General features: G+C 59.0%; 19 protein-coding genes. 13 read left to right on the forward strand and 6 right to left on the reverse strand.

What is annotated here, in order from left to right:
- Window positions 1-132 precede the first annotated feature (132 nt).
- The 5 genes from ACOYW0_RS03210 (at window position 133) to ACOYW0_RS03230 (ending at window position 5,915) form a co-directional block, all read left to right on the forward strand.
- Window positions 133-969 carry a sulfide/dihydroorotate dehydrogenase-like FAD/NAD-binding protein gene (locus tag ACOYW0_RS03210; RefSeq protein WP_482417136.1) on the forward strand — a complete coding sequence of 279 codons (837 nt, stop codon included), beginning with the start codon at window positions 133-135 and terminating at the stop codon, window positions 967-969.
- 4 nt (window positions 970-973) lie between these two features.
- Window positions 974-2,461 carry an NADPH-dependent glutamate synthase gene (gene gltA, locus ACOYW0_RS03215; RefSeq protein ID WP_482417137.1) on the forward strand — a complete coding sequence of 496 codons (1,488 nt, stop codon included), beginning with the start codon at window positions 974-976 and terminating at the stop codon, window positions 2,459-2,461.
- A gap of 335 nt (window positions 2,462-2,796) precedes the next feature.
- On the forward strand, window positions 2,797-3,972 hold the full coding sequence (pncB, locus tag ACOYW0_RS03220; protein ID WP_482417138.1) for a nicotinate phosphoribosyltransferase: 1,176 nt from the start codon (window positions 2,797-2,799) through the stop codon (window positions 3,970-3,972).
- Between the two features lie 49 nt (window positions 3,973-4,021).
- Complete coding sequence (locus ACOYW0_RS03225; protein ID WP_482417139.1) at window positions 4,022-4,795, forward strand: cysteine hydrolase family protein; 774 nt, start codon at window positions 4,022-4,024, stop codon at window positions 4,793-4,795.
- A 4-nt stretch (window positions 4,796-4,799) separates the two neighbouring features.
- Complete coding sequence (locus tag ACOYW0_RS03230; RefSeq protein WP_482417140.1) at window positions 4,800-5,915, forward strand: NUDIX hydrolase; 1,116 nt, start codon at window positions 4,800-4,802, stop codon at window positions 5,913-5,915.
- A gap of 511 nt (window positions 5,916-6,426) precedes the next feature.
- On the opposite strand, the gene ACOYW0_RS03235 is transcribed toward ACOYW0_RS03230, so the two are convergent.
- The 4 genes from ACOYW0_RS03235 to ACOYW0_RS03250 form a co-directional block, all read right to left on the reverse strand.
- Window positions 6,427-6,684 (reverse strand): hypothetical protein, encoded by a 258-nt coding sequence (locus ACOYW0_RS03235; protein WP_180145791.1) that lies wholly within the window; start codon window positions 6,682-6,684, stop codon window positions 6,427-6,429.
- Window positions 6,685-7,026: 342 nt separating this feature from the next.
- Entirely contained in the window at window positions 7,027-7,866 is an 840-nt protein-coding gene (gene nfo / locus ACOYW0_RS03240) for a deoxyribonuclease IV (RefSeq protein ID WP_482417141.1), read from the reverse strand.
- A gap of 469 nt (window positions 7,867-8,335) precedes the next feature.
- Window positions 8,336-9,424 (reverse strand): 23S rRNA (adenine(2503)-C(2))-methyltransferase RlmN, encoded by a 1,089-nt coding sequence (rlmN, locus tag ACOYW0_RS03245; protein WP_482417142.1) that lies wholly within the window; start codon window positions 9,422-9,424, stop codon window positions 8,336-8,338.
- Window positions 9,421-10,014, reverse strand: coding sequence for a hypothetical protein (locus tag ACOYW0_RS03250; RefSeq protein WP_482417143.1), 594 nt, complete (start codon window positions 10,012-10,014; stop codon window positions 9,421-9,423). The genes rlmN and ACOYW0_RS03250 overlap by 4 nt, the downstream gene beginning before the upstream one ends.
- 207 nt (window positions 10,015-10,221) lie before the next feature.
- On the opposite strand from ACOYW0_RS03250, the gene ACOYW0_RS03255 reads away from it, so the two are divergent.
- Window positions 10,222-10,662, forward strand: coding sequence for an Hsp20/alpha crystallin family protein (locus ACOYW0_RS03255; RefSeq protein WP_482417144.1), 441 nt, complete (start codon window positions 10,222-10,224; stop codon window positions 10,660-10,662).
- A 448-nt stretch (window positions 10,663-11,110) separates the two neighbouring features.
- Here the strand turns inward: ACOYW0_RS03255 and ACOYW0_RS03260 are convergent, their stop codons facing one another.
- Both ACOYW0_RS03260 and ACOYW0_RS03265 read right to left on the reverse strand, forming a co-directional pair.
- The gene (locus ACOYW0_RS03260) at window positions 11,111-11,392 is read right to left on the reverse strand and encodes an acylphosphatase (protein WP_482417145.1); all 282 of its coding nucleotides are present in this window, start codon (window positions 11,390-11,392) and stop codon (window positions 11,111-11,113) included.
- Between the two features lie 97 nt (window positions 11,393-11,489).
- Entirely contained in the window at window positions 11,490-11,912 is a 423-nt protein-coding gene (locus ACOYW0_RS03265; RefSeq protein ID WP_482417146.1) for a hotdog fold thioesterase, read from the reverse strand.
- Window positions 11,913-12,142: 230 nt separating this feature from the next.
- Between ACOYW0_RS03265 and cmoA the strand changes: the two genes are divergently transcribed.
- From cmoA to ACOYW0_RS03300, 7 genes are all read left to right on the forward strand, one after another.
- Window positions 12,143-12,883, forward strand: coding sequence for a carboxy-S-adenosyl-L-methionine synthase CmoA (gene cmoA / locus ACOYW0_RS03270; RefSeq protein ID WP_482417147.1), 741 nt, complete (start codon window positions 12,143-12,145; stop codon window positions 12,881-12,883).
- A gap of 3 nt (window positions 12,884-12,886) precedes the next feature.
- Entirely contained in the window at window positions 12,887-13,858 is a 972-nt protein-coding gene (cmoB, locus tag ACOYW0_RS03275; RefSeq protein ID WP_482417148.1) for a tRNA 5-methoxyuridine(34)/uridine 5-oxyacetic acid(34) synthase CmoB, read from the forward strand.
- A gap of 9 nt (window positions 13,859-13,867) precedes the next feature.
- A complete protein-coding gene (locus tag ACOYW0_RS03280) occupies window positions 13,868-14,398 on the forward strand; it encodes a hypothetical protein (RefSeq protein ID WP_482417149.1) in 531 nt (176 codons plus the stop codon).
- 116 nt (window positions 14,399-14,514) lie between these two features.
- On the forward strand, window positions 14,515-14,760 hold the full coding sequence (locus ACOYW0_RS03285) for a hypothetical protein (RefSeq protein WP_482417150.1): 246 nt from the start codon (window positions 14,515-14,517) through the stop codon (window positions 14,758-14,760).
- A gap of 91 nt (window positions 14,761-14,851) precedes the next feature.
- Entirely contained in the window at window positions 14,852-15,784 is a 933-nt protein-coding gene (locus ACOYW0_RS03290) for a DMT family transporter (RefSeq protein ID WP_482417151.1), read from the forward strand.
- A 551-nt stretch (window positions 15,785-16,335) separates the two neighbouring features.
- Entirely contained in the window at window positions 16,336-19,173 is a 2,838-nt protein-coding gene (locus ACOYW0_RS03295; RefSeq protein WP_482417152.1) for a methyl-accepting chemotaxis protein, read from the forward strand.
- Window positions 19,174-19,595: 422 nt separating this feature from the next.
- Window positions 19,596-20,951 (forward strand): amidohydrolase, encoded by a 1,356-nt coding sequence (locus tag ACOYW0_RS03300; protein WP_482417153.1) that lies wholly within the window; start codon window positions 19,596-19,598, stop codon window positions 20,949-20,951.
- The last annotated feature ends 51 nt before the right edge of the window (window positions 20,952-21,002 follow it).

The raw sequence follows: 21,002 nt of genomic DNA on the forward strand, positions 1-21,002 counted from the left end.
CTCAGGGCTTACCCCGATGAAACGATACTCACAGCCAATGGCAAGGTGAACGCCAACGTCAGGGTTGATTCGCCCGGCATCGTTTTTCATCCAGGCCTTTATGCATAAAACCAACACACATGATAAGAACCCATGAATAAAATTCTTCACAAAGAGCAGCTCTCGGAGACCGTTTTCCTGATGCGGGTTGAAGCACCGCTCATCGCTCAGGAGCACAAGGCCGGTCAGTTTATCATTCTTCAGATCGACCATGATTTCGGGGAACGGATTCCCCTCACCATTGCAGGCACGGATACCCGGGAAGGCTCCATCACCCTCATCTTCCAGGCCGTGGGGGAAACGACCTCGCGCATGGCCCGAATGAAAGCAGGCGATGACATTTCCGATCTCGTAGGCCCCTTAGGCACCCCGACCCGCATTGAACACTTCGGCAGGGTCGTCTGTGTGGGTGGCGGCATCGGCATTGCCCCCCTCTACCCCATTGCCCTGGCCCTGAAGCAAGCGGGAAACCATGTCACCGTCATTCTGGGTGCACGGGACAAGGACCTGCTCATCCTGGAAGAGCCCATGCGTGAGCTTGCAGACGAGGTGATTGTCTGCACCGACGATGGGTCTGCCGGGCGCAAGGCATGGGTCACGGAACCCCTCAAAGAGCTCTGCGAGCAAACGGAAAAACCCGACTTCACCATCGCCATAGGGCCGCCCATGATGATGAAGTCCTGCTGCGCCGTCACAAAGCCCTTCGACATCCGAACGGACGTCTCCCTCAATGCCATCATGATAGACGGCACCGGAATGTGCGGGGGATGCCGTGTCACGGTGGGCGGTGAGACCAAATTCGTGTGCGTGGACGGTCCGGAATTCAACGGTCACCTCGTGGACTTCGACAACCTCACCTCACGACTCGGAACATACAAAACCCAAGAGCACACATGCCGTATCGGCCGCACGGTCGGCCATCAGGATTAAGCCCATGACATATATTCCCCCCGAAACATTGCAGGAACAGGCCCTGGAAGCCCTCAAGGCACTGCCGGAAAACCTCACCCGGAAATCACGGCTGACCCTTCCCATGCAGGAGATGCCGTCCCAGGATCCATCCGTCCGCCGCCGCAACATGGGCGAGGTGGCCCTGGGGTACACGCCCGAGCAGGCCAAAATCGAAGCAGAGCGCTGCCTCCAGTGCAAAAACGCCCCGTGCATTCAAGGGTGCCCGGTACACATCAACATCCCCGGTTTCATCAAGTGCATTGCCGACGGGGATTACCAGGGTGCCGTTGCCACCATCAAAGAGAGCAGCCTCCTGCCCGCGGTCTGCGGCCGGGTCTGCCCCCAGGAGACCCAGTGCCAGGCCCCCTGCACCGTTGGCAAAGCCATGAAATCCACGGACAAAGCCGTCAACATCGGCCGCCTCGAACGCTTTGTGGCCGACTGGGAGCGCCAGAACAACCTCATCGAAACGCCCCCTGTAAAGCCTTCCACCGGCAAAAAAGTCGGCATCATCGGCACCGGCCCTGCCGGTCTCACCGTTGCCGCAGACGTTCGCCGCCAGGGGCATGACGTGGTCCTCTTCGAGGCGTTCCACAAACCCGGGGGAGTGATGCTTTACGGCATTCCGGAATTTCGGCTTCCCAAGGAGATCGTGCAAAAAGAGATCGAGACCCTTCTCGAGATGGGGTGCACCCTTGAAACCAACTTTGTCATCGGTCGCACCCGCAAGCTCACCGACCTCCTTGAAAAAGACGGTTTCGATGCCCTCTTTATCGGCACGGGCGCAGGCCTGCCCCGTTTCATGAACATTTCAGGGGAAAACCTCGTCGGGGTCTACTCCGCCAACGAGTACCTCACACGCACCAACCTCATGAAGGCCTACGACCGGCAGCGTGCGTCCACGCCCATTTTTGAGTCCCGCAAAGTCGCCGTACTCGGTGGCGGCAACGTCGCCATGGATGCAGCCCGTACCGCACTGCGCCTGGGAGCCGAAGAGGTTCACCTCATTTACCGCCGCACGGCAGCAGAGATGCCAGCGCGTTCGGAAGAGGTCCTCCATGCAGAGGAGGAAGGGGTCACCTTCCACTATCTCCAGAACGCCTCCCGCATCCTGCCCGACGAAAACGGATGGGTCAGGGGCCTCGAGTGCCAGCGCTATGAACTGGGTGAAGCCGATGCATCAGGCCGCAGAAGCCCTGTGGTCATCCAAGGCAGCGAATTCACCATGGACATCGACACGGTCATCATCGCTGTGGGCAATGCGTCCAACCCGCTGATCCGCCAGACCACACCGGGCCTTGCCACCGATAAAAAGGGTCAGATCCTCGTTGATGACCAGGGCAAAACCTCCATCGACCGGGTTTTTGCCGGCGGAGATATTGTTCTGGGTGCCGCAACCGTCATCCTCGCCATGGGAGAGGGCAGGCAGGCAGCCGCGGGGATCAATGAGATGCTCTCCACCGAGGCATAACGCGGATATTTCACGGGTTGAGTGTGTTCATCGACAAGGAGCCAAAACAACCACCAGGCGTTGAGTTTGCCGGTTGGCCCCTTCAAGGTTATATTTTTGGTATAAATGACATAAATTCGCCTTGACATTTATTGCAGTGGGTATACCTTTGGCTAACGCCCGGATGATACCCAACAACCATCAACCCGGTTGAAACGGCTGCAAAACGGCCATCCGGGCTCGATGCATTCGCCCTTCCGCAGCACGCTGCGGAGTTTGACTCCGGGAGACCCCGCAGGGCCCCCCTTGAGAGCTTGCCGCCTTTTTCGGCGCCACAACATGTGGAGATCCATCCGTTGACAACCCCGATTATTCAATCATTGCTGGACACCGACCTGTACAAACTCACCATGATGCAGGGCGTTCTTCATCAGTTTCCCTGGGCGGAGGTGGAGTATGAGTTCCGCTGCCGCAACCTGGGCATCGACTTTGCCCCCGTCATCGACGGAATAGACCGAGAACTGGACCACCTTTGCTGTCTGCGATTTGAAAAGGACGAGCTGGACTTCCTCCAGAGCCTGCGCTTTATCAAGCGTGATTTCATCGAGTTTCTGCGCCTGTTCCAGCTCAACCGCGAATTCATCACATCGGAAATGGAAGGGGATGATTATGTGCTGAGGATCAAGGGCCCCTGGCTCCACACCATCTTATACGAGGTGCCGGTCCTTGCCATCATCAACGAGCTCTACTTCCGCCACAACCACCCCGACGCCGACCTCTCCGAGGGGCTCTCCAGACTGGAAGAAAAGATCGACCTCGTCCAGTCGGAAAACAGCAAGGGCCTGCCCCTGAAGTTCTCCGACTTCGGCACACGCCGCCGCTACTCCCGGGACTGGCATGAAACCATCATCAAGACCCTGAAAGACGCCCTCCCGGACAACTTCATGGGCACCAGCAACGTCTATTTCGCCTGGAAGTATGACCTCACCCCCGTGGGCACCATGGCCCACGAGTGGCTCATGGCCTGCCAGGCTCTGGGGCCCCGGCTTGTGGACAGCCAGAAATTTGCCCTGGAGCACTGGGCCCAGGAGTATCGCGGAGACCTGGGCATCGCCCTCTCCGACGTGGCCGGGTTCAAGGCCTTTCTCAAAGATTTTGACATGTACTTTGCCAAGCTCTTCGACGGGTGCCGCCACGACAGCGGGGACCCCATCGCCTGGGGCGAAGACCTCATCACACACTACAAGGGCCTGCGCATCGACGCATCCTCCAAGGTGGGGGTCTTCAGCGACGGCCTCACCTTTCCCCGGGCCATCCAGATCGCCCACCACTTCAAGGACCGCCTCATCACCTACTTCGGCATCGGCACCAACCTCACCAACGACGTGGTGGGAGAACCCCTTCAAATCGTCATCAAGATGACCCGCTGCCAGGACACCCCCGTGGCAAAGCTCTCCGACTCTCCGGGCAAACAGATGTGCGACGACAAGGGCTACCTGGCCTACATGAAGCGGGTGTTCGGCAAGAGTTGACACAAGCCGCGGTGGGCCCTTTTAAACAAACGGCATGAGGAGAAGAGACATGAAACGTATCCTGTTGATCATCGATCCCCAGAACTCGTTTTGCGACCCCACCGGGGAGCTGTTCGTGGAAGGTGCGAGCCGGGACATGGAGCGCCTTACCGATTTTATCGAAATGAACGGCGACGCCTTCTCCCGCGTGGTGGTCACCCTGGATTCCCATAATCGCATGCACATAGCCCACCCCGCATGGTGGCAGGACCGCTCAGGCAACCCGCCGGCCCCCTTCACCACCATCACCGTCGACGAAGTAAAAAACGGTGACTGGAAGGCGACACACGATGAAGATCAGGCGTGGAGCCAGACCTACATGGAGGCCTGCGACACCCATGTGATCTGGCCTCCCCACTGCCTGTTGGGAACCTGGGGCCATGGGGTGTACCACCCACTGGACACCATCTTGAGCAGATGGGCCAACCGACACACCGACCTGGTGATGCTCCCCAAGGGCGCCTCACGATACACAGAGCACTTCTCCATCTTCCGGCCCAAGGTCGAGCGGGAAGGCGACCCTGCATCCGTGTTCCACCGGTCGCTTTTAGATGACCTGGCCGGGTTTGATGAAATCTATGTGGCAGGGGAAGCCTCTTCCCACTGCGTGGCCGACAGCGTCCGGGACCTGGTCTCCGCCCGGCCCGACCTTGCGCCCAGAGTGGTCCTTCTCACCGACGCCATGAGCCCGGTTGCGGGCTTTGAACACCTGAGCGACACTTTTTTCACCGATATGGCTGCGGCCGGGGTTCGTACCGCCGCCACCAGCGAGGATATTGAATAAACGCATGAACCATAAGGACGATATCATCAGGCTGGGCATCGATGTCCACGGGGTGGCCGACACCTTCCCCGATTTTTTCTCCAGGCTGAGCCGGGAGCTGGTGGCCCACGGGCATGAAGTCCATATCATCACGGGAACCGAGCACACCCGGTCCCTGGAGCACTACCTGAAGGATCAGCTGGGGCTCGCCTGGACCCACCTCTTTTCCGTGACCACCCACCACAAGCAGGGGGGCACCGAGGTGACCTACATCGACGGCAACCCCTACATGGACAACCGCATCTGGAACCGGTCCAAGGCCGAATACTGCCGACGAAACGGAATCCAGCTGCATATCGACGATTCCGACGTCTACGGCAAATACTTCACCACCCCCTTTGCCCGCATGGTGGACAGCCTCTCCCACGAAGAGGACCTTGTCCCCCTTCCCGAAGGGGGCGAATGGCACGCCACCAAAGCCGGCAGCGAGCCGAGTGTCTACAGCGCCAAGACCACCTGCCCCCTGCCCACGGTCTCCGTGGAGATGGTCATTGCCGCCTTTGCCGACGGGGAGATTCAGGTCCTCCTGCCCCCCAAGCCGGGGCGTCCTGACCTCCGGGCCCTTCCCTTTCTCCCCTTTACCCCGTCGGAAGGCGGGGATTTGGAGGTGTGCGCCACGCGCATCCTCTCCACCATGACCGGCCTGACCCAAAGATGGATGGAACAGCTCAAGACCTACGATGAATCCCGTCACCTGGTCACCAGCTATTTCGCCCTGGTCCCGGAAAAGGCCGTGGCCTCCCGACACGGCGACTGGTTTCCCCTGGGAGAGATCATCGCCCAAAGCGCGCCGCACCTGTCCCCGTTTCACCGGCAGGTCCTCTCCGATTTTCACGAGCGCCTCAAGGGCAAGATCTCTTACACTCCCATCGCCTTTGCCCTTCTGGACGAACGGTTCACCTGGACTGAGCTGCGGTGCATCTACGAAGCGATTCTGGAAAAACCCATTGACCCGGCCAACTTCCGGAAGATGATCCGCACCCACTACACCATCCGGAGCCTCAAGGAGAAAAAGGTCAAGGCCACGGCCGGAAGACCCCCGGAGCTCCTCACCTACGGGGGCACCCGGGACGTTTACTGACCCTTGTGAGCGCACAAGCGCCACCCGCCTTACGCCCGGCAGCCATCCCCATGGCCTGCCGGGCGCCCTGCCTGTTCCACTCACAACCCTGCCCCCCAGGCATCCCTCACCTCGCCCAGCGGCCCTGTGCCCACCCCAAAGCCAAAACGCAAAACACAGATGCAGGGGTATGACCTGATTGTACCTGATGGGTTCGTTATTGTTTAAAATGAAGAATACGGAAGGGGATCGCCGCTAAGGACAAGGGAGGATGACCCAATCGGCCAACAGGCAATGGTGGGACGAGGGCAGAGACGCAGACCATGGGCCCGGTGCCGCCCCGAACTCGCAAAGGTCGGAGAGTCAGCACACAACGTCATGACATGTTTATCTATACAAAGTAAGACACAAGAAACAAATTTGATCAAAAAATTTCTTAGCCAAAAGTTTATTAGCATTCCCACGGGACCCACACAAGGATTGGAGATCCCATGGGATGCGACGTTTTTCATGCTCTCAACTGACCAGAATATTAATTCACTGTCTCATATTCGTAGCTGGCCTTGATTTTTTTCAGGTTTCGAAAATACTCTTTCGATCCCATCCGGAGCTTATCGCTGCTCCTGGCCCTGTACTCAGTATTGGCCTTGATGAAGCATTTCTTGCATGCCGCACGGAGTCCGTCTTTCCCACCTTTCTGCCGATAATACTCTGTAATCGGCTTCTCCTCACCACACTTTGAACACAATTTTGTTGTCACCATTTCCAACCTCTTTCCTTCTACTTTCATTCAAACAACCCTAACCAAAAACGAGATATTACTAAAGCACGTCATGGCTGTACAGACTTTTTTAACTTCCGGTAAAAAAAATCGACGTAAAAATGGTCAGTATAAAGAAACACTTCAAAGAGACGAGATAGCATTCCCCCTTTCGTCAACCGTATAACTACCCAACAAAAGCAGCCACAACCCCCTGTCCTTCAAGGCTTTCCATTGTCCTGTCCCATTGCGATCCACCAGTGAACACTTGGAGCATGTCACCCTGTTCAGGCAACAAAAAACCCCCTCCACATTTCCGTGGAGAGGGTCCGTTGCATCCCGAGTGAGAGATTTAATTTTATGAAATATTTTCTATAAGAAAGAGCGGAGAAGTAATAATTCTTCGCTCCATATATCGCTGTCCGGGGTCTCCAGAACCATGGGGATCTCCTCGAACCGGTGGTCGTTCATGATGTAGCGAAACACCTCAAGGCCCAGCATCCCCTTGCCCAGGGACGCATGGCGATCCACCCTCTTGCCAAGCTCGGGCTTGGAGTCGTTCAGGTGCATGCCCATGAGATACGAAAAGCCCACAACCTTTTCAAAGAGGGCAAAGGTCTCGTCACACGCCTCGGCCGTCCGGAGGTCGTACCCGGAGGTGAAGGCGTGGCAGGTGTCCAGGCACACGCCCACACGGGATTTGTCCTCCACCTTGTCGATAATGTCCCGCAGGTGCTCGAAGCGATACCCCAGATTGGTGCCCTGCCCCGCCGTATTCTCAATCACCGCGCACACCCCGGGCACCTCTTTGTGGGCCAGGTTGATGGATTCTGCAATGCGCGCAAGGCAGTCCGCCTCGTCCATCTTCTTTAAATGGCTGCCGGGATGAAAGTTCAGGCGATCCAGGCCCAGCTGATGGACCCGGGCCATCTCGTCCACAAAGGCGTCCCGGGACTTGGCCAGGGCCTCGGCCTCGGGGTGCCCCAGGTTGATGAGGTAGCTGTCATGGGGCAGGATATGCTCCGGCAGGTACCCGTTGGCCTCGCAATTGGCCTTGAAGGCCGCAATGCTCTTCTCCGTAAGGGGCTTGGCCTTCCACTGCCGCTGGTTCTTGGTAAAAACGGCAAAGGCCGTGGCCCCGATGGCCGCCGCATTCAACGGGGCATTCTCCACGCCCCCCGCCGCACTCACATGGGCTCCGATTCGTTTCATAGTGTCTGCCTTTTATATGGTCTAACCTTGAAAACGGGTTCTTGCTGTGTTTCCCCTCAGTCTTCATGGGAAACACAGCAGCGTTCAGTCATAGGGTAACCAGAGTTACCTTTCGTTCCCAGGCTCCGCCTGGAAATGATACACGGAGGCTCTGCCTCCACAATCAAAGCCGCGTCACCGTGTAAATTTGGCCCATGACAGGTTGCTGATTCACACCTGCAAGGCGGAGCCTTGCAACTGCCCCCCCCCAGGCAGAGCCTGGGAGCCAATAAGCCGAGGCGGCTCACCTCACCGCCGGAGGCAATGCGGTTAAATCCATCATGGTGAAGTAACGACAACGTATCCAGTAGGGTCAAACCTTGTGAGCCGGACCGCACACACCTTCAGCGGTTGTGTCGGGCGAAGGCCCTTGTGCTTTGCCCTGAGGAACGAAGGGTAAAGCACAAGGGCAACCAGCTTTCGAGGTGGCTCACCTCGCCGCCGGAGGCTTGTTTTTGCTCCCGACTTTTTTTCCAAGCTGCCCGCACCCTGCCACAAGGTCTCTGCCTTTGGAGGCGCGGATGCGCACGTAGGCGCCTTCGTGCACGAGAAGGTCACGGAAGCGTTCCACGGCCTCCTGACAGGTGGAGGGAAAGGGGGCTCCGGGTCCTGCGTTGAACCCGATGAGGTTGTAGCGCACGGCAAGGGGGGCAAGGACCTTTACCAGGGCCTTGGCGTCCTCTTCGCTGTCGTTGACCCCTTCGATGACGATGTACTCGGCAAAAAGCGCCCCTTTTCGGGCAAAGGGATACCTGGCAAGGGTCTCCACCAGGGTTTTTAAAGGGGTTTTCCGGTTCACGGGCATGAGGCGGGAGCGAACCTCATCGGTTGCCCCGTTCACGGACACGGCCAGGTTCACCGATGAAACAGGTGAGCCTGCCAGCTTTTCGATGCCTTCGGCACTGCCCACGGTGGAGACGGTGATGCGTTTTAAGGGGATATCAAAGCCCCGCTGATCGCTCATGACGCCGATGGCTCCGGCCACGGCATCCAGGTTGTCCAGGGGCTCTCCCATGCCCATGAAGACGATATTTTGAATGGAATAGGAGAGCACATGGCGGGCAACATAAAGCTGGTCCAGAATCTCCGTGGGCGTCAGGTCCCGCACGAACCCCATCTTGGCCGTGGTGCAGAAAAGACAGCCCCGCTTGCACCCCACCTGGGACGAGACGCACAGGGTGTAATGGTTCAGCATGGGAAGCACCACGGACTCCACCTCGTGGCCGTCGTGGAGACGGATGGTGAACTTCACCACGCCGTCGGCCTCTTTAACGGTCACCAGTTCAGGGGCGGGGAAGGCCAGGGCACCATGCACGGCCTCTGCCAGGCCTTCCCGCCGGGGGAGACGCGTCAGGGCCGAGGTGTCCACGGCACCCGACCGGACGGCCATGGTGTAAAGTTCGGCCGAGGCGTACCGGTCCAGCCCCAGGCGCTCCACCATGGCGTGACGAAAGGCGTCATAGGTTAACGAAAAAGGGTTCACCGGGCCCAGGCCCTTGAAGGCGTGAGGTTCCATCATAATCCTTCCAAACCCTCCCCCCGTTTTACAAGGGCCTTCAAATCGTCCACGGCGTGTTCCAGGTGCCCGCAAATGTTGGCCAGGCGCTCCACAAAGGGATCGGCCTCGCCCAGTGCCTGAACCGACTCCGACAGGGAGCCGTGGAACAGGGCCTTTCTCTCCTCCACCCGTTTTAAAAGGGCCTTTCGCACGGCATGGCGCTGACGCTCGCCTTCGATGAGCTCGCCAAGCCGCTGGATGGAAAACTCCACCAGGGCATCCCGTGGAGCGCCGAACCGGCGTGAGGCCATCTCCAGGGCATCCAGGGTCCTGCGGCTGATCACAAAGGTTTTCTGTACCCGGGGCACCTCTTTCATGGCGTCGGCGGACAAGCTGTCGGCAATGGCGTTCAGGGCCTCTGCGTCTTCCACAAGGTGATCGAAGAGGGATTTCTGCTTGATGCCGAAGTGTTCCGCCACCACGGCCATGGACTCGATGGCCCGTGACGAGATGCGGAAGGTGGCCCGCACGGACTGTTTGCCCATGAGGTCCCGCAGGGATGCCCCGCCGGGATGTGCCATCCTGTTCAATGGATCGTTCTTTTTATTCATATGACCTCCTCTTCTTTCTATACCAAAGATCACGGCATTCGTCATTCTCATTACCATTAATCTAATTACGTTTTTGGTAATGACAAAAAAATATCATATTCTTTTGTTGACACGAATCAGATCATGACTATTTTTGTTTCAAACGAAAGAAACACCAAGCAACAAAAAAGCATGACACGTACAACTCACAACAATGGAGGACACATCATGGAACTTGTCAGATTTAACCCCTTTGCCACCGCACCTTCCGTCAACAGCCGCCTCAACCGTATGTTCGACGATTTTTTCAACGACTCCGGGCGCCTTCTCTCCAACACGGCCAAAAACTGGAGCCCCGAGGTGGACATCTTTGAAGAAGACGGAACCGTGGTCATCAAGGCCGACCTTCCGGGCATCGAGAAAAAGGACATCACCATCAACGTGGAAGACGACGTCCTGACCCTGAAAGGTGAGCGCAAGACCGAAGAGGAAAGCGACGACAAAACCGTCTACCGCCGGGAACGATTCTACGGAAGCTTTGAGCGCGCGTTCCGCCTCTCCCCCAAAACCGACCCGGAGACCATTGAGGCAGAATTTAAAAACGGGGTGCTGCACATCACCATCCCCAAGGCGGTTCAGCCCGCCGGAAAACAGATCTCCATCCAGTAAACCAGGGGCTGCGGCCCACAGGTTCCTCCTCCCCGGCGAGTGCCCCAAGGGGCACTCGCCCTTCCGGCGGAACCCGAGCCTCCCCACAGGTAAAAAAATCACATGGCGCCATCCCCCACAATCCGGCGCATCACAACACGTTCCATCGCAGAACGCAGAAAACCGGGCCTCCCACAGGGAGCACCCGGTTTTTGTTTTAAAAGCCTGCCTCCGGCGGCCAGGGGATAAATCCCCTGGACCCCAGGATCGCAAATGTTCCGGGGCTTCGCCCCTTCACATTTGCTGACGGGCTTCGCCCGTGAGTAACAGCTTTTGTCCCACTTCGTCGGATAACCCGAATGCATAGACAGGCATTGTCACAAAGCCTCGCCCCACTCACTATTCACTATTCACTATTCACTATTCACCACTCACTACTCACTACTCACCATAACCCATTCCCTGCCTCTTACCCAATCACCTCAAACCCCTCAAACTCCCCCCCGAAGGACGAGGTGGTCACCTTCACCCCATCGACTTTTGCCATGGGTGGCCCGATGCGACACCAGCCCATGAAAGTATCCACTGCGGCGGCTTCGCCTTCGGCCAGTGCCATCACCGTGCCATCGGAAACATTTCGGACCCAGCCGGTAACGCCCAGGCGCCTGGCCTCGGCCACGGCGTGGTAGCGAAAGGCCACGCCCTGAACCACACCGCTGATTTTCAATGTCACGCGTTTCATTCGTACCATGGGGGCTCCATAGAAACAGGGGAAAGGGTTAATGAGGGCTAAGGGCTAAGGGCTAAGGGCTAAGGGCTAAGGGAGCATAGCCTGACGCCCGGGCATGTCAATACGCAAGGATGGCCGCTGTCATGCGGATGGCCGAGATCAGGGTATCCTCGCCGTCGGTGACACGCACGTCCCAGACGTGGTTGCGGCGCCCCAGGTGAAAGGGCCTGCAGGTGCCGTACACCCAGCCATCTTTGGCGCTGCGGATATGGCTGGCGCTGATTTCGGTGCCCACCACCCCGTGGGTGTTTAAGTCGACGCACAGGGCAGAGGCAATACTGGCAAGGGATTCGCCCAGCACGCAGGTGGCGCCGCCGTGGAGGAGCCCGGCGGGCTGACGTGTCCGATCATCCACGGGCATGCGGCCCTTGAGCCAGTCATCGCCCATGGCCACCAGCTCAATTCCAAGGTGGCGGAGCATGGCCACCTCCACAACGGGTTTTACCTCCTCAAGAGTCACTGCCTGATGCCAGATATGCATGGTCTCCCCCGATTTCAAATGGTAAGTGCGGCCCAAATCCTCCTTGACACCCGCCTTGCGATTGGTAATAAAGGTCTGTTGCGGTTTTCCATCATGAATCGGTTTTCCTTTTTTTTCAACTATTAATGATGGATCCTCCCCGTATCCTGCAGGCCGGTTTCCGCTCTATTTATTTCGTTTTCCGGAAATCCGGTGCACCAAGGACATCACGAGACCATGAGTCAGAACATATGAGTCAGGACACGATTTACTCCAAAAAGCTGCCCTCCGTGCCACCCTTCGAGTTCAACGAAAACGTGGCCGGGGTCTTCAACGACATGATCCACCGCTCGGTGCCCCTCTACCGGGAGACGGTAAAACGACAGGCCCAGCTCGCCGCCCGGTTTTATAAGGAGAACACGTCGATCATCGACCTGGGTTGCTCAAACGGCAACTTCGGCATGCGCCTGCTCCACGAGATGGGCAAGCGCCCCCTGCGCATGGTGGCCGTGGATAACTCCGCCCCCATGCTGGAGATCTATCAGGAGCGCCTGGACAACCATCCGGCTGGAGAGCAGATCGAACTCATCCGAGCCAACATCCAGGACCTGGACCTGGAGCCCGCTTCGGTGGTGGTGCTGAATCTCACCCTGCAGTTCCTTCCTGTTGCCGAGCGAGACGCCCTCATCGCACGGATCTACGACGCCCTGACCCCCGGCGGGATTCTGCTCATCACCGAAAAGGTGATCCATGAAGAGCAGGTGCTCACGGACCTGCAACAGGAGTTCTACTACCGGTTCAAAGGGGAGAACGGCTACTCCAACCTGGAGATCAGCCAGAAGCGGGATGCCCTGGAGAATGTCCTGATCCCCGAAACCGTGGAGACCCATACGGCGCGATTCAACGCCGCCGGTTTCACCAAGGTGGACATCTGGCAGAAGTGGTTCCACTTCACCAGCTTCATCTGCTTGAAAGACGAGAAAGAGACGTAAAAGATGGACGCGTTGCTGCACGACCTGACACGACTGGGCCTGGAGCAGGCCCGGGAGGGCCTTTCCGCCCTTATCGAAGAAAAAATGGCCCTGGTGGGCCGAGACTTCGGCAATGAGAAGAAATTCCGCGCCATTGTGGAATCCCTGCCCGACATGTTCGGAGAAGGCATCGACATCACGGGCAGGCGGGTCAGCGTGATCCCCAGGGACGACCACGCCCCGGAGGAGATGGACGCCCTGCTTACCGGGCTCCGGGACTTAAGGCCCTGGCGCAAGGGCCCCTACGGCCTCTTCGGCATCGACATCGACACCGAATGGAACTCAGACGTCAAATGGGACCGGCTGGCGGATCACATCGCCCCCCTTGAAGGGCGGCGCGTGCTGGACATCGGAGCCAGCTCCGGGTACTACATGTTCCGCATGGCCGCAGGCCAGCCCGAGATGGTCCTGGGTATCGACCCCCAGATCCTCTTCTACTTCCAGTACCTGGCCCTCCAGAAATACCTCCAGATCCCGGACCTCTATTTCATCCCCGCAAAGATGGAAGAGCTGCCCCCCATGGGCCGCTACTTCGACACCATCTTCTGCATGGGGGTCATCTACCACCGCAAGTCCCCGGTGGATACCCTGCGGGAGATCCGCAGCTGTCTGCGCCCCGGCGGCGAGCTGGTCATGGAGACCCTGATCATCGAGGGCGACTCCGAGACCGCCCTCTTCCCCGAGGATCGCTACGCAAAGATGCGCAACGTCTTTTTCATCCCCACGGTCCCGTGCCTGGCCAACTGGCTGAAACGTGCCGGGTTCACCAACATCCGCTGCGTCGACGTCTCCCCCACCACCCTTGCCGAGCAGCGCAAGACCGACTGGGTAACCACCGAATCGCTGGAAATGTTCCTCGATCCCGAGGACCCCACCAAAACCGTGGAAGGCTACCCCGCGCCCATCCGGGCCGTGGTCCTTGCCGACGCCGAATAAAGGAGCCCCATGTCCACAGCAGAAAAACGGGAAGAAACCCTTCAAACCATGAGCGAAAACCTGGCGGCCTTTGCCGTGGACCGGGAGGACCTCAAGCAGCTCCTGGCCACCCTGCCCGAAGACGACACCATCAAGAAGGTAACCGTGGAGTATGAACTGCAGCTCCTGAAAATCATCAGCGCGGGGTGGGCCGTCAGCGTCTACATGGACGGCAAAAAAGAGAAGGATGCCCTGGCCGAACGGTTCTGGCTCATCATCCGCGAGTTCTCCAAGACCCTCAGCGAGACCCTGCACCTCACCACCGGGGCGGACGTGGACTACTTCGAGACCCTGAAGCAACGGTTCGACACCTACCTGGCCGCCATCAAAAAAGCAGGCAAAGGAGAGCCCACCCAGGCCGTAGGCCCCGAGTTCGCCAGCCTCTGCGACTGCCCGGACAATCCCTTTGTCACCTTGAACGGAGCCCGCATCTTCCACCTCACCGTCACCGCGGTGCAGGAGTACGTGGCCACCGTGACCATTGTCCCCGAGTCGTCCTGATCCCCTCAACCTTTTACCTTTGGCCTTTGGCCCTTAGCCTTTAGCCCTTTTACCTTTAGCCTTTAGCCCTGTTTACCCATGACCTTTAGCCTTCAGCCCCAAACTATAGAGGTATTATGTACGCCCGCGACCACGACCACCTCCTCGACCTGATGCGCGAACACCCGGACGCCACCCCTTCCACCTTCCTGGCGGACAGCTCTTACGCATCCTGGCTATACGACCACAGCGATCTCCGACGCTTGAAATCCGCCATGCAGGGGGATCCGGACCCCGAAGCCATGAACCGCTGGGACCTCTCCCCCGGTCTCTGGCGGGAACAGGTGGCCATGGCCCTGCTGGCCCTGACCCGCAAACCCTGACCCAACCACGGCGAACACATGACCCTTTTTGCCTTCGACGAGCCAGTCAGGCAGCGACACGCTTTTTTTACAGAGACGAAAGAGAGACATAATGTCGGCAGTCAGCCAAAAAATCGGTGCCTACTTCGTGGCCATGGCAGCCATGATGTGGGGATTTGACGCGGTGGTGCTCACACCCCGCATGTACAACCTGGACGTGGCCTACGTGGTCTTTATGCTCCACGCCCTTCCCTTTGCCGTGATGCAGCCCATCCTCTTCCGGGAGTATGCCTGGCTGCGCAAAATGCGCCCCAGTGATCTGACCTTTCTCTTTCTCGTCTCCCTCTTCGGCGGTGCCATCGGGACCCTGGCCATTGTCAAAGCCCTGTTCCTGGTGGAATTCAAGCACCTCACCGTGGTGGCCCTGCTCCAAAAGCTCCAACCGATCTTTGCCATTCTCCTGGCCCGGCTCGTGCTGAAGGAACGCTTCAGCAGGCACTTTCTTCTCTGGAGCATTGTGGCCATCATCGGCGGGTACTTTCTCACCTTTGAGTTCCACGTTCCCAGCCTGGCCCACAACGGCAAGATGCTGCCCGCATCCCTGTTTGCGCTTTTGGCTGCCTTCTCCTTCGGCAGTGCCACGGTCTTCGGCAAGCGGATCTTAGGGCTTCTCCCCTTTCAGACCGCCCTGTTTTTCCGCTACGGCCTGACCACCCTCATCATGCTGGTGATGGTCCTGTCAACGGGGGCCCTGTCCCAGCTTGCCGTCACCACCCAGACCAACTGGATCTTCTTCTGCATCATCGGCCTGACCACGGGAAGCGGGGCCATTTTGCTCTACTACTACGGCCTGCGGCACATCACCGCCGGAGTGGCCACCATCTGCGAGCTGCTCTTTCCCATCTCCAGCATCCTTTTCGACTACGTCTTCAACGGCAACGTCCTCTCCCCCGTCCAGTGGGTGAGCGCCTCGGCCATGCTCTTTGCCATCTACCGCATCGGCACAGCGCCCCCGGTCAAGGCATCACACACCGCGTCGACCTGATCCCGCGACACACGCCCGGACCACCTCTTTTTCCCGCATCAGATGATGATGACAGGCGCGGCAATAACACGCCGCGACCTGTTCCCGTTGGACGACGCCGTCGCCCGCTGCCAAGCCCATTCCCATTCCCGCCCCACGGCCCCGACCGGCACGCCCCTGCCTTCGATGGTCAAAGTCAGCTCAAAAAGCGTATCTCGGACGCTCAGCGGCCATGTTGACGAAATCATCGCGCCCCCGCGATTTCATTTAAACTGAATATCACGCTAAAACCACAACACAGCTTACTAGCTTTCCTTACACCCGCACAAAAATCTACCGCCCGTTTCAATTTCATATTCAGCAATCCACATGCCTCGCCGATATACACCCCAATGTCTTGAAGCGCCCTGTGCCCTTGCGTTAAAAACACGTTTAAATAAGCGGATTATCGGTTGACAGACCTGTTGTTTTTTCCAAAAAAAACGTGCCGTAGCCCAATGCAAGCTTCGACATAAACTAGGACAACCCGCAAGAAAGTGCTTCGGCATATCATGTAAAGGAGAAAGGCATTCATGCTGAAAAACATCAAGCTTGGCCCCAAACTCGTTTCCGTCTTCCTGCTGGTGGGCGTCATCCCCCTTCTGCTTGTGACGTTCCTGCTTGCAGATAGAGCTGATACCGCCCTCTCCCGCCAGGCCTTTGATCAGCTCACCAGCCTGCGGTCCGCGAAAAAAAAGCAGGTGGAGGCCTACTGGACGGAAAAGCAGAATCACATGCAAACCCTCCTGGAGGTGGTGGATGCCAATTACCAGGCAGCCTTTGACAAGCTCGACAGCATCCAGGAGTTAAAGCGCTCCTGGGTCGAATCGTTTTTCAATGGCGTCCGCCAGGACATCACCGTCTTGTCCGGCGGCAGTGACGTGAATCGGGCCCTTTTCGGCTTTTTATCCTATGGCCTCAACCAGGGTGTGGAGGCAGACGGATCCTTTCCCGTGGAGACGCCTGCCTACCAGGCCATCCGAAACCGCGTATCCGGTCCCCTCACCGAGTTTGCACGTACCAGAGGGTACAGTGACCTCCTTCTCATGGACGCCCGAAGCGGCCACGTCGTGTTCTCCGTGGCAATGGAGCCGGATCTCGGAACCAACCTCCTCACGGGCCCCCATCGGGACCAGGGGCTCTCGGAGCTTTTTCGCCGGGTCGTTGCAAGCGGAAAAACCGCGGTCAGCGACTTCTCCCCGTACGCCCCCAGTGGCGGGGCCCAGGCCGCCTTCATCGGTGCTCCGATCCACAACGCAGACGGTGACATAGCTGGGGTGGTGGCCCTTCAGATCCCCCACGATCAGGTCAACGCCATCGTGCAGAAAAAAAGCGGAATGGGAAGCTCCGGTGAGACCTACCTCGTGGGTCGCAGCGGTGGCCAGACAACTTTTCGCAGCGACATGCTCACCATGGGGGACGGTGCGTATGTGATCGGTGCCCCCATCGACACACCGTACATCCACATGGTGATGGAAGGAGAAAGCGAGCGCGGCGTCTACACCGACTCCAGGGGGAAGCTGGTCATGGTAGCAGCCGACCCCTTGCGCATCCCCGGCCTCTCGTGGGGGTGCGTCACCAAGGTCGATCTGGAGGAGGCCATCACCCCGGGAGACACCGAGGGCCAGGGTGACTTTTACGCCCGATTCACCCGGGAATACGGTTACTACGACCTCTTTCTCATCCACCCCGAAGGCAGCATCTTTTACTCCGTCACCCATGAAGCCGACTTCGGCACCAACATCCTCACCGGCCCCTATGCAGACAGCGGCCTGGGCCGCCTGACCCGAAAGGCCATGGACACCAACCGGTTCGCCATGGAGGATTTTTATCCCTATGCCCCCAGCAACGGGGAACCCGCCGCCTTCATCGCCCAGCCCGTGGTGCACGGGGGAAACGTGGAGCTGGTGGTGGCCCTTCAGCTCTCCATCCACCGCATCAACACGATCATGCAGCAGAGAGAAGGCCTGGGCCAAAGCGGAGAGACCTACCTGGTGGGCTCTGACCGTCTGATGCGGTCCGACTCCCGACTGGCGCCGGAGACCCACTCGGTGAAGGCCTCCTTTGCCGACCCGGCCAGCGGCAGCGTCAACACCGAAGCCGTAAACCAAGCGCTTTCCGGCAACTCGGACACCCACATCATCCACGACTACAACGGAAACCCAGTGCTCTCGGCCTGGGCCCCGGTCTCCCTGGGGGACATCACCTGGGCCATCATCGCCGAGGTGGATGAATCCGAGGCTCTGGCCGCGGTTTCCACCATGAAGCGCCTCGCCCTTCTTATGGCTGCGGTGGCAACCGGCCTGGTCATCCTGGCCGGAACCCTCTTGGCCCGTTCCATTGCAAAACCCGTTGCAGGGGCGGCCACCTATGCCGAAACCCTGTCCAAGGGCGACTTCAGCACCACCCTCGACATTCACAGAAACGACGAGGTGGGCCAGCTTATCCGGGGGCTCAACGGCACGGCGGAATCCCTTCGCACCATGGTGGGCCGGGTGATCAATGGGGTGGGTGTCCTTGAGAGTACGGCCACGGACCTTGCGGGGATCTCCGATGCAACCACCCGGGACGCAGCCGACACCAACGACCGCTCCTCCACAGTGGCCGGAGCAGCCGAAGAGCTCAGCACCGGGCTCTCCGGCGTGGCCGCCGCCATGGAGCAGTCCACCACCAACATCGGATCGGTTGCCACGGCCACGGAACAGCTCAACAGCACCATCACCGAAGTGGCCCGCCGGTCTGAAGAGGCCCGATCCACCTCGGACAGCGCCGTGGAAAAGGCCAGGACCTCCTCAGCGCGCATCGGAGACCTGGCCAATGCCGCAGACAACATCGGTCAGGTCACCGACGTCATCGCCGAGATCTCCCAGCAGATCAACCTGCTGGCCCTCAACGCCACCATCGAGGCGGCCCGGGCCGGAGAGTCGGGCAAAGGCTTTGCCGTGGTGGCCAATGAGATCAAGGACCTCGCCGCCCAGACCGCGGATGCCACCCAGCAGATCAAGGAGCGCATCGACGAGGTTCAGGACTCCTCGGCCTCCACCATTCAAGAGATGGAAGGGGTGACCCGGGTCATCGAGACCATCCACGACACCGTCGGCTCCATTGCCACGGCCATCGAAGAGCAGTCCATCGCCACCGGGGAGATCGCCGAAAACATCAGTCAGGCATCCCAGGGGATCGACGAGGTCAACGAAGGGATTGCAGGCTCCTCCCTTGCCGCCGGGGAGATCACCAGGGACATTGCAGGGGTCCACGCAGCCGCCGGAAGCATCGACGCGGCCAGCCGAAGGACGCGAGAACGTGTCTCCGAGCTGGAATCCCTCACCGCCGAGTTGACCCAGATGAGCCAGGCGTTTAAAATCAACTAATCGCCATAAAACAACACGTCAGTTGCCTCCGGCGGCGAGGGTGGTGAAACCACTATAGCGAAAACACCTCGAAAGCATATAGCCCTTGCGCTTTGTCCCTCGTTCCTCGGGCCAAAGCGCAAGGGCCTTCGGCTCGGGCTTCGCCCGACACAAACGCCGATGGTTTACGCGGGTTGGTTCACAAGCTTCGAGGTAACAGGATACGTTGCTGCTACTTGTCCATTGTAGATCTACCCGCACGGCCTCCGACGGGTCGCTTTTTGAAAAAAACTCCGCAAAACGTTCCGGAAACCAAAGCGTCTATCTTCAGTCGCGGCAAGACTGAAGATAAACGTATAGCGGTGGCCGCCCCGTTGCCTCTGACCCTGCCCCGTGGTATGACACAGACACAACCACCCACCCATGCCCAAAGGGGAAAAAACATGCCCTGTGACCCGCTCAAAGACGCCGTCTTCCAGGCCATTGATGCTGAACAAGAGACCCTCATCACACTGGGGGAAACCCTTTACGCCCAACCGGAACTGGGATACCGGGAGCATGTTGCCACCCGTGAGGTGGCAGGCCTTTTTAAACGCCACGGCTTTGAGGTGGAAGAGAACATCGCTGTCACCGGGATGCTGGCCAAACCGAAGGTCTCCCGGCCCGGCCCGGTGATCTCGGTCCTCGGCGAGCTTGATGCCATTGTCTGTGCCGAGCATCCCCATGCCGACCCGGTTACCGGGGCTGTCCACGCCTGCGGACACCACATCCAGGTGGCCATCATGGCCGGCGTGGCCCTGGGCCTCAAGGCCGCCGGGGCCTTTGACCTCTTGGACGGATCCGTCAACTTCATGGCCGTTCCCGCCGAAGAGTTTGTGGAGATGGCCTTTCGTGCCCGCCTGAAACAGGAAGGGAAAATAACCTGGTACGGGGGCAAGCAGGAGCTGATCCACAAGGGCTATTTCGACACCACGGACATCGCCATGATGACCCACGCCCTGGACCTGGGCCCTGGTCCCTCCGCCGTCATCGGGGCCACGGGCAACGGGTTCATCGGCAAAGAGATCCGTTTTACGGGCAAGGAGGCTCATGCAGGTGCAGCGCCCCACGATGGGGTCAACGCCCTCAACGCCGCCATGCTGGCCATGATGAACATCCACGCCCAGCGGGAAACCTTCCGGGACGAAGACCACATTCGCGTGCACCCCATCCTCACCAAGGGAGGAGATGCGGTCAATGTCGTTCCGGCGGACGTGTGCATGGAAAGCTTTGTCAGGGGCCGCACCATTCCCGGCATGCAGGATGCCTCCCGAAAAGTGGACCGCGCCATCCAGGCCGGGGCCATGGCCGTGGGCGCCGCCTCCACCATCCACAGCATGCCCGGCTACCTGCCCCTCCTCACCGTGCCCGGGCTGGACGCCCTGTTCAAGGAAAACGCCCTCCCCTTCTGCGGCCCCCGCATCATCGACGGGGCGGAATTTGCAGGTTCCTTTGACATGGGGGACCTCTCCCACCTCATCCCCTGCCTGCACCCGTTCACCGGCGGGGTCTCCGGCAACATCCACACCCGGGAATTCCAGGTCACGGACATGGCCTCGGCTGTCCTCTTTCCGGCCAAGGCCCTTGCAGGGACCCTCATCGACCTGCTCCGAGACGGCGCAAAAAAAGGAAAAGCCATCATCGACGGCTTTTCCCCGAGACTCACCAAAACCCAATACCTCAACTACCTGAACACAACCCTTAAAACACGCCGAATGGACGGGCCCGCAGACAAAGAAAAAAAGGAGCCATTCAGCTAAAAAAGCCTCCGGCGGCCCTGCCGGGGGCCAAACGTTTAAAAAGTTTGACAA

The organism is Desulfoluna sp. HI9BLuna (assembly GCF_056829775.1).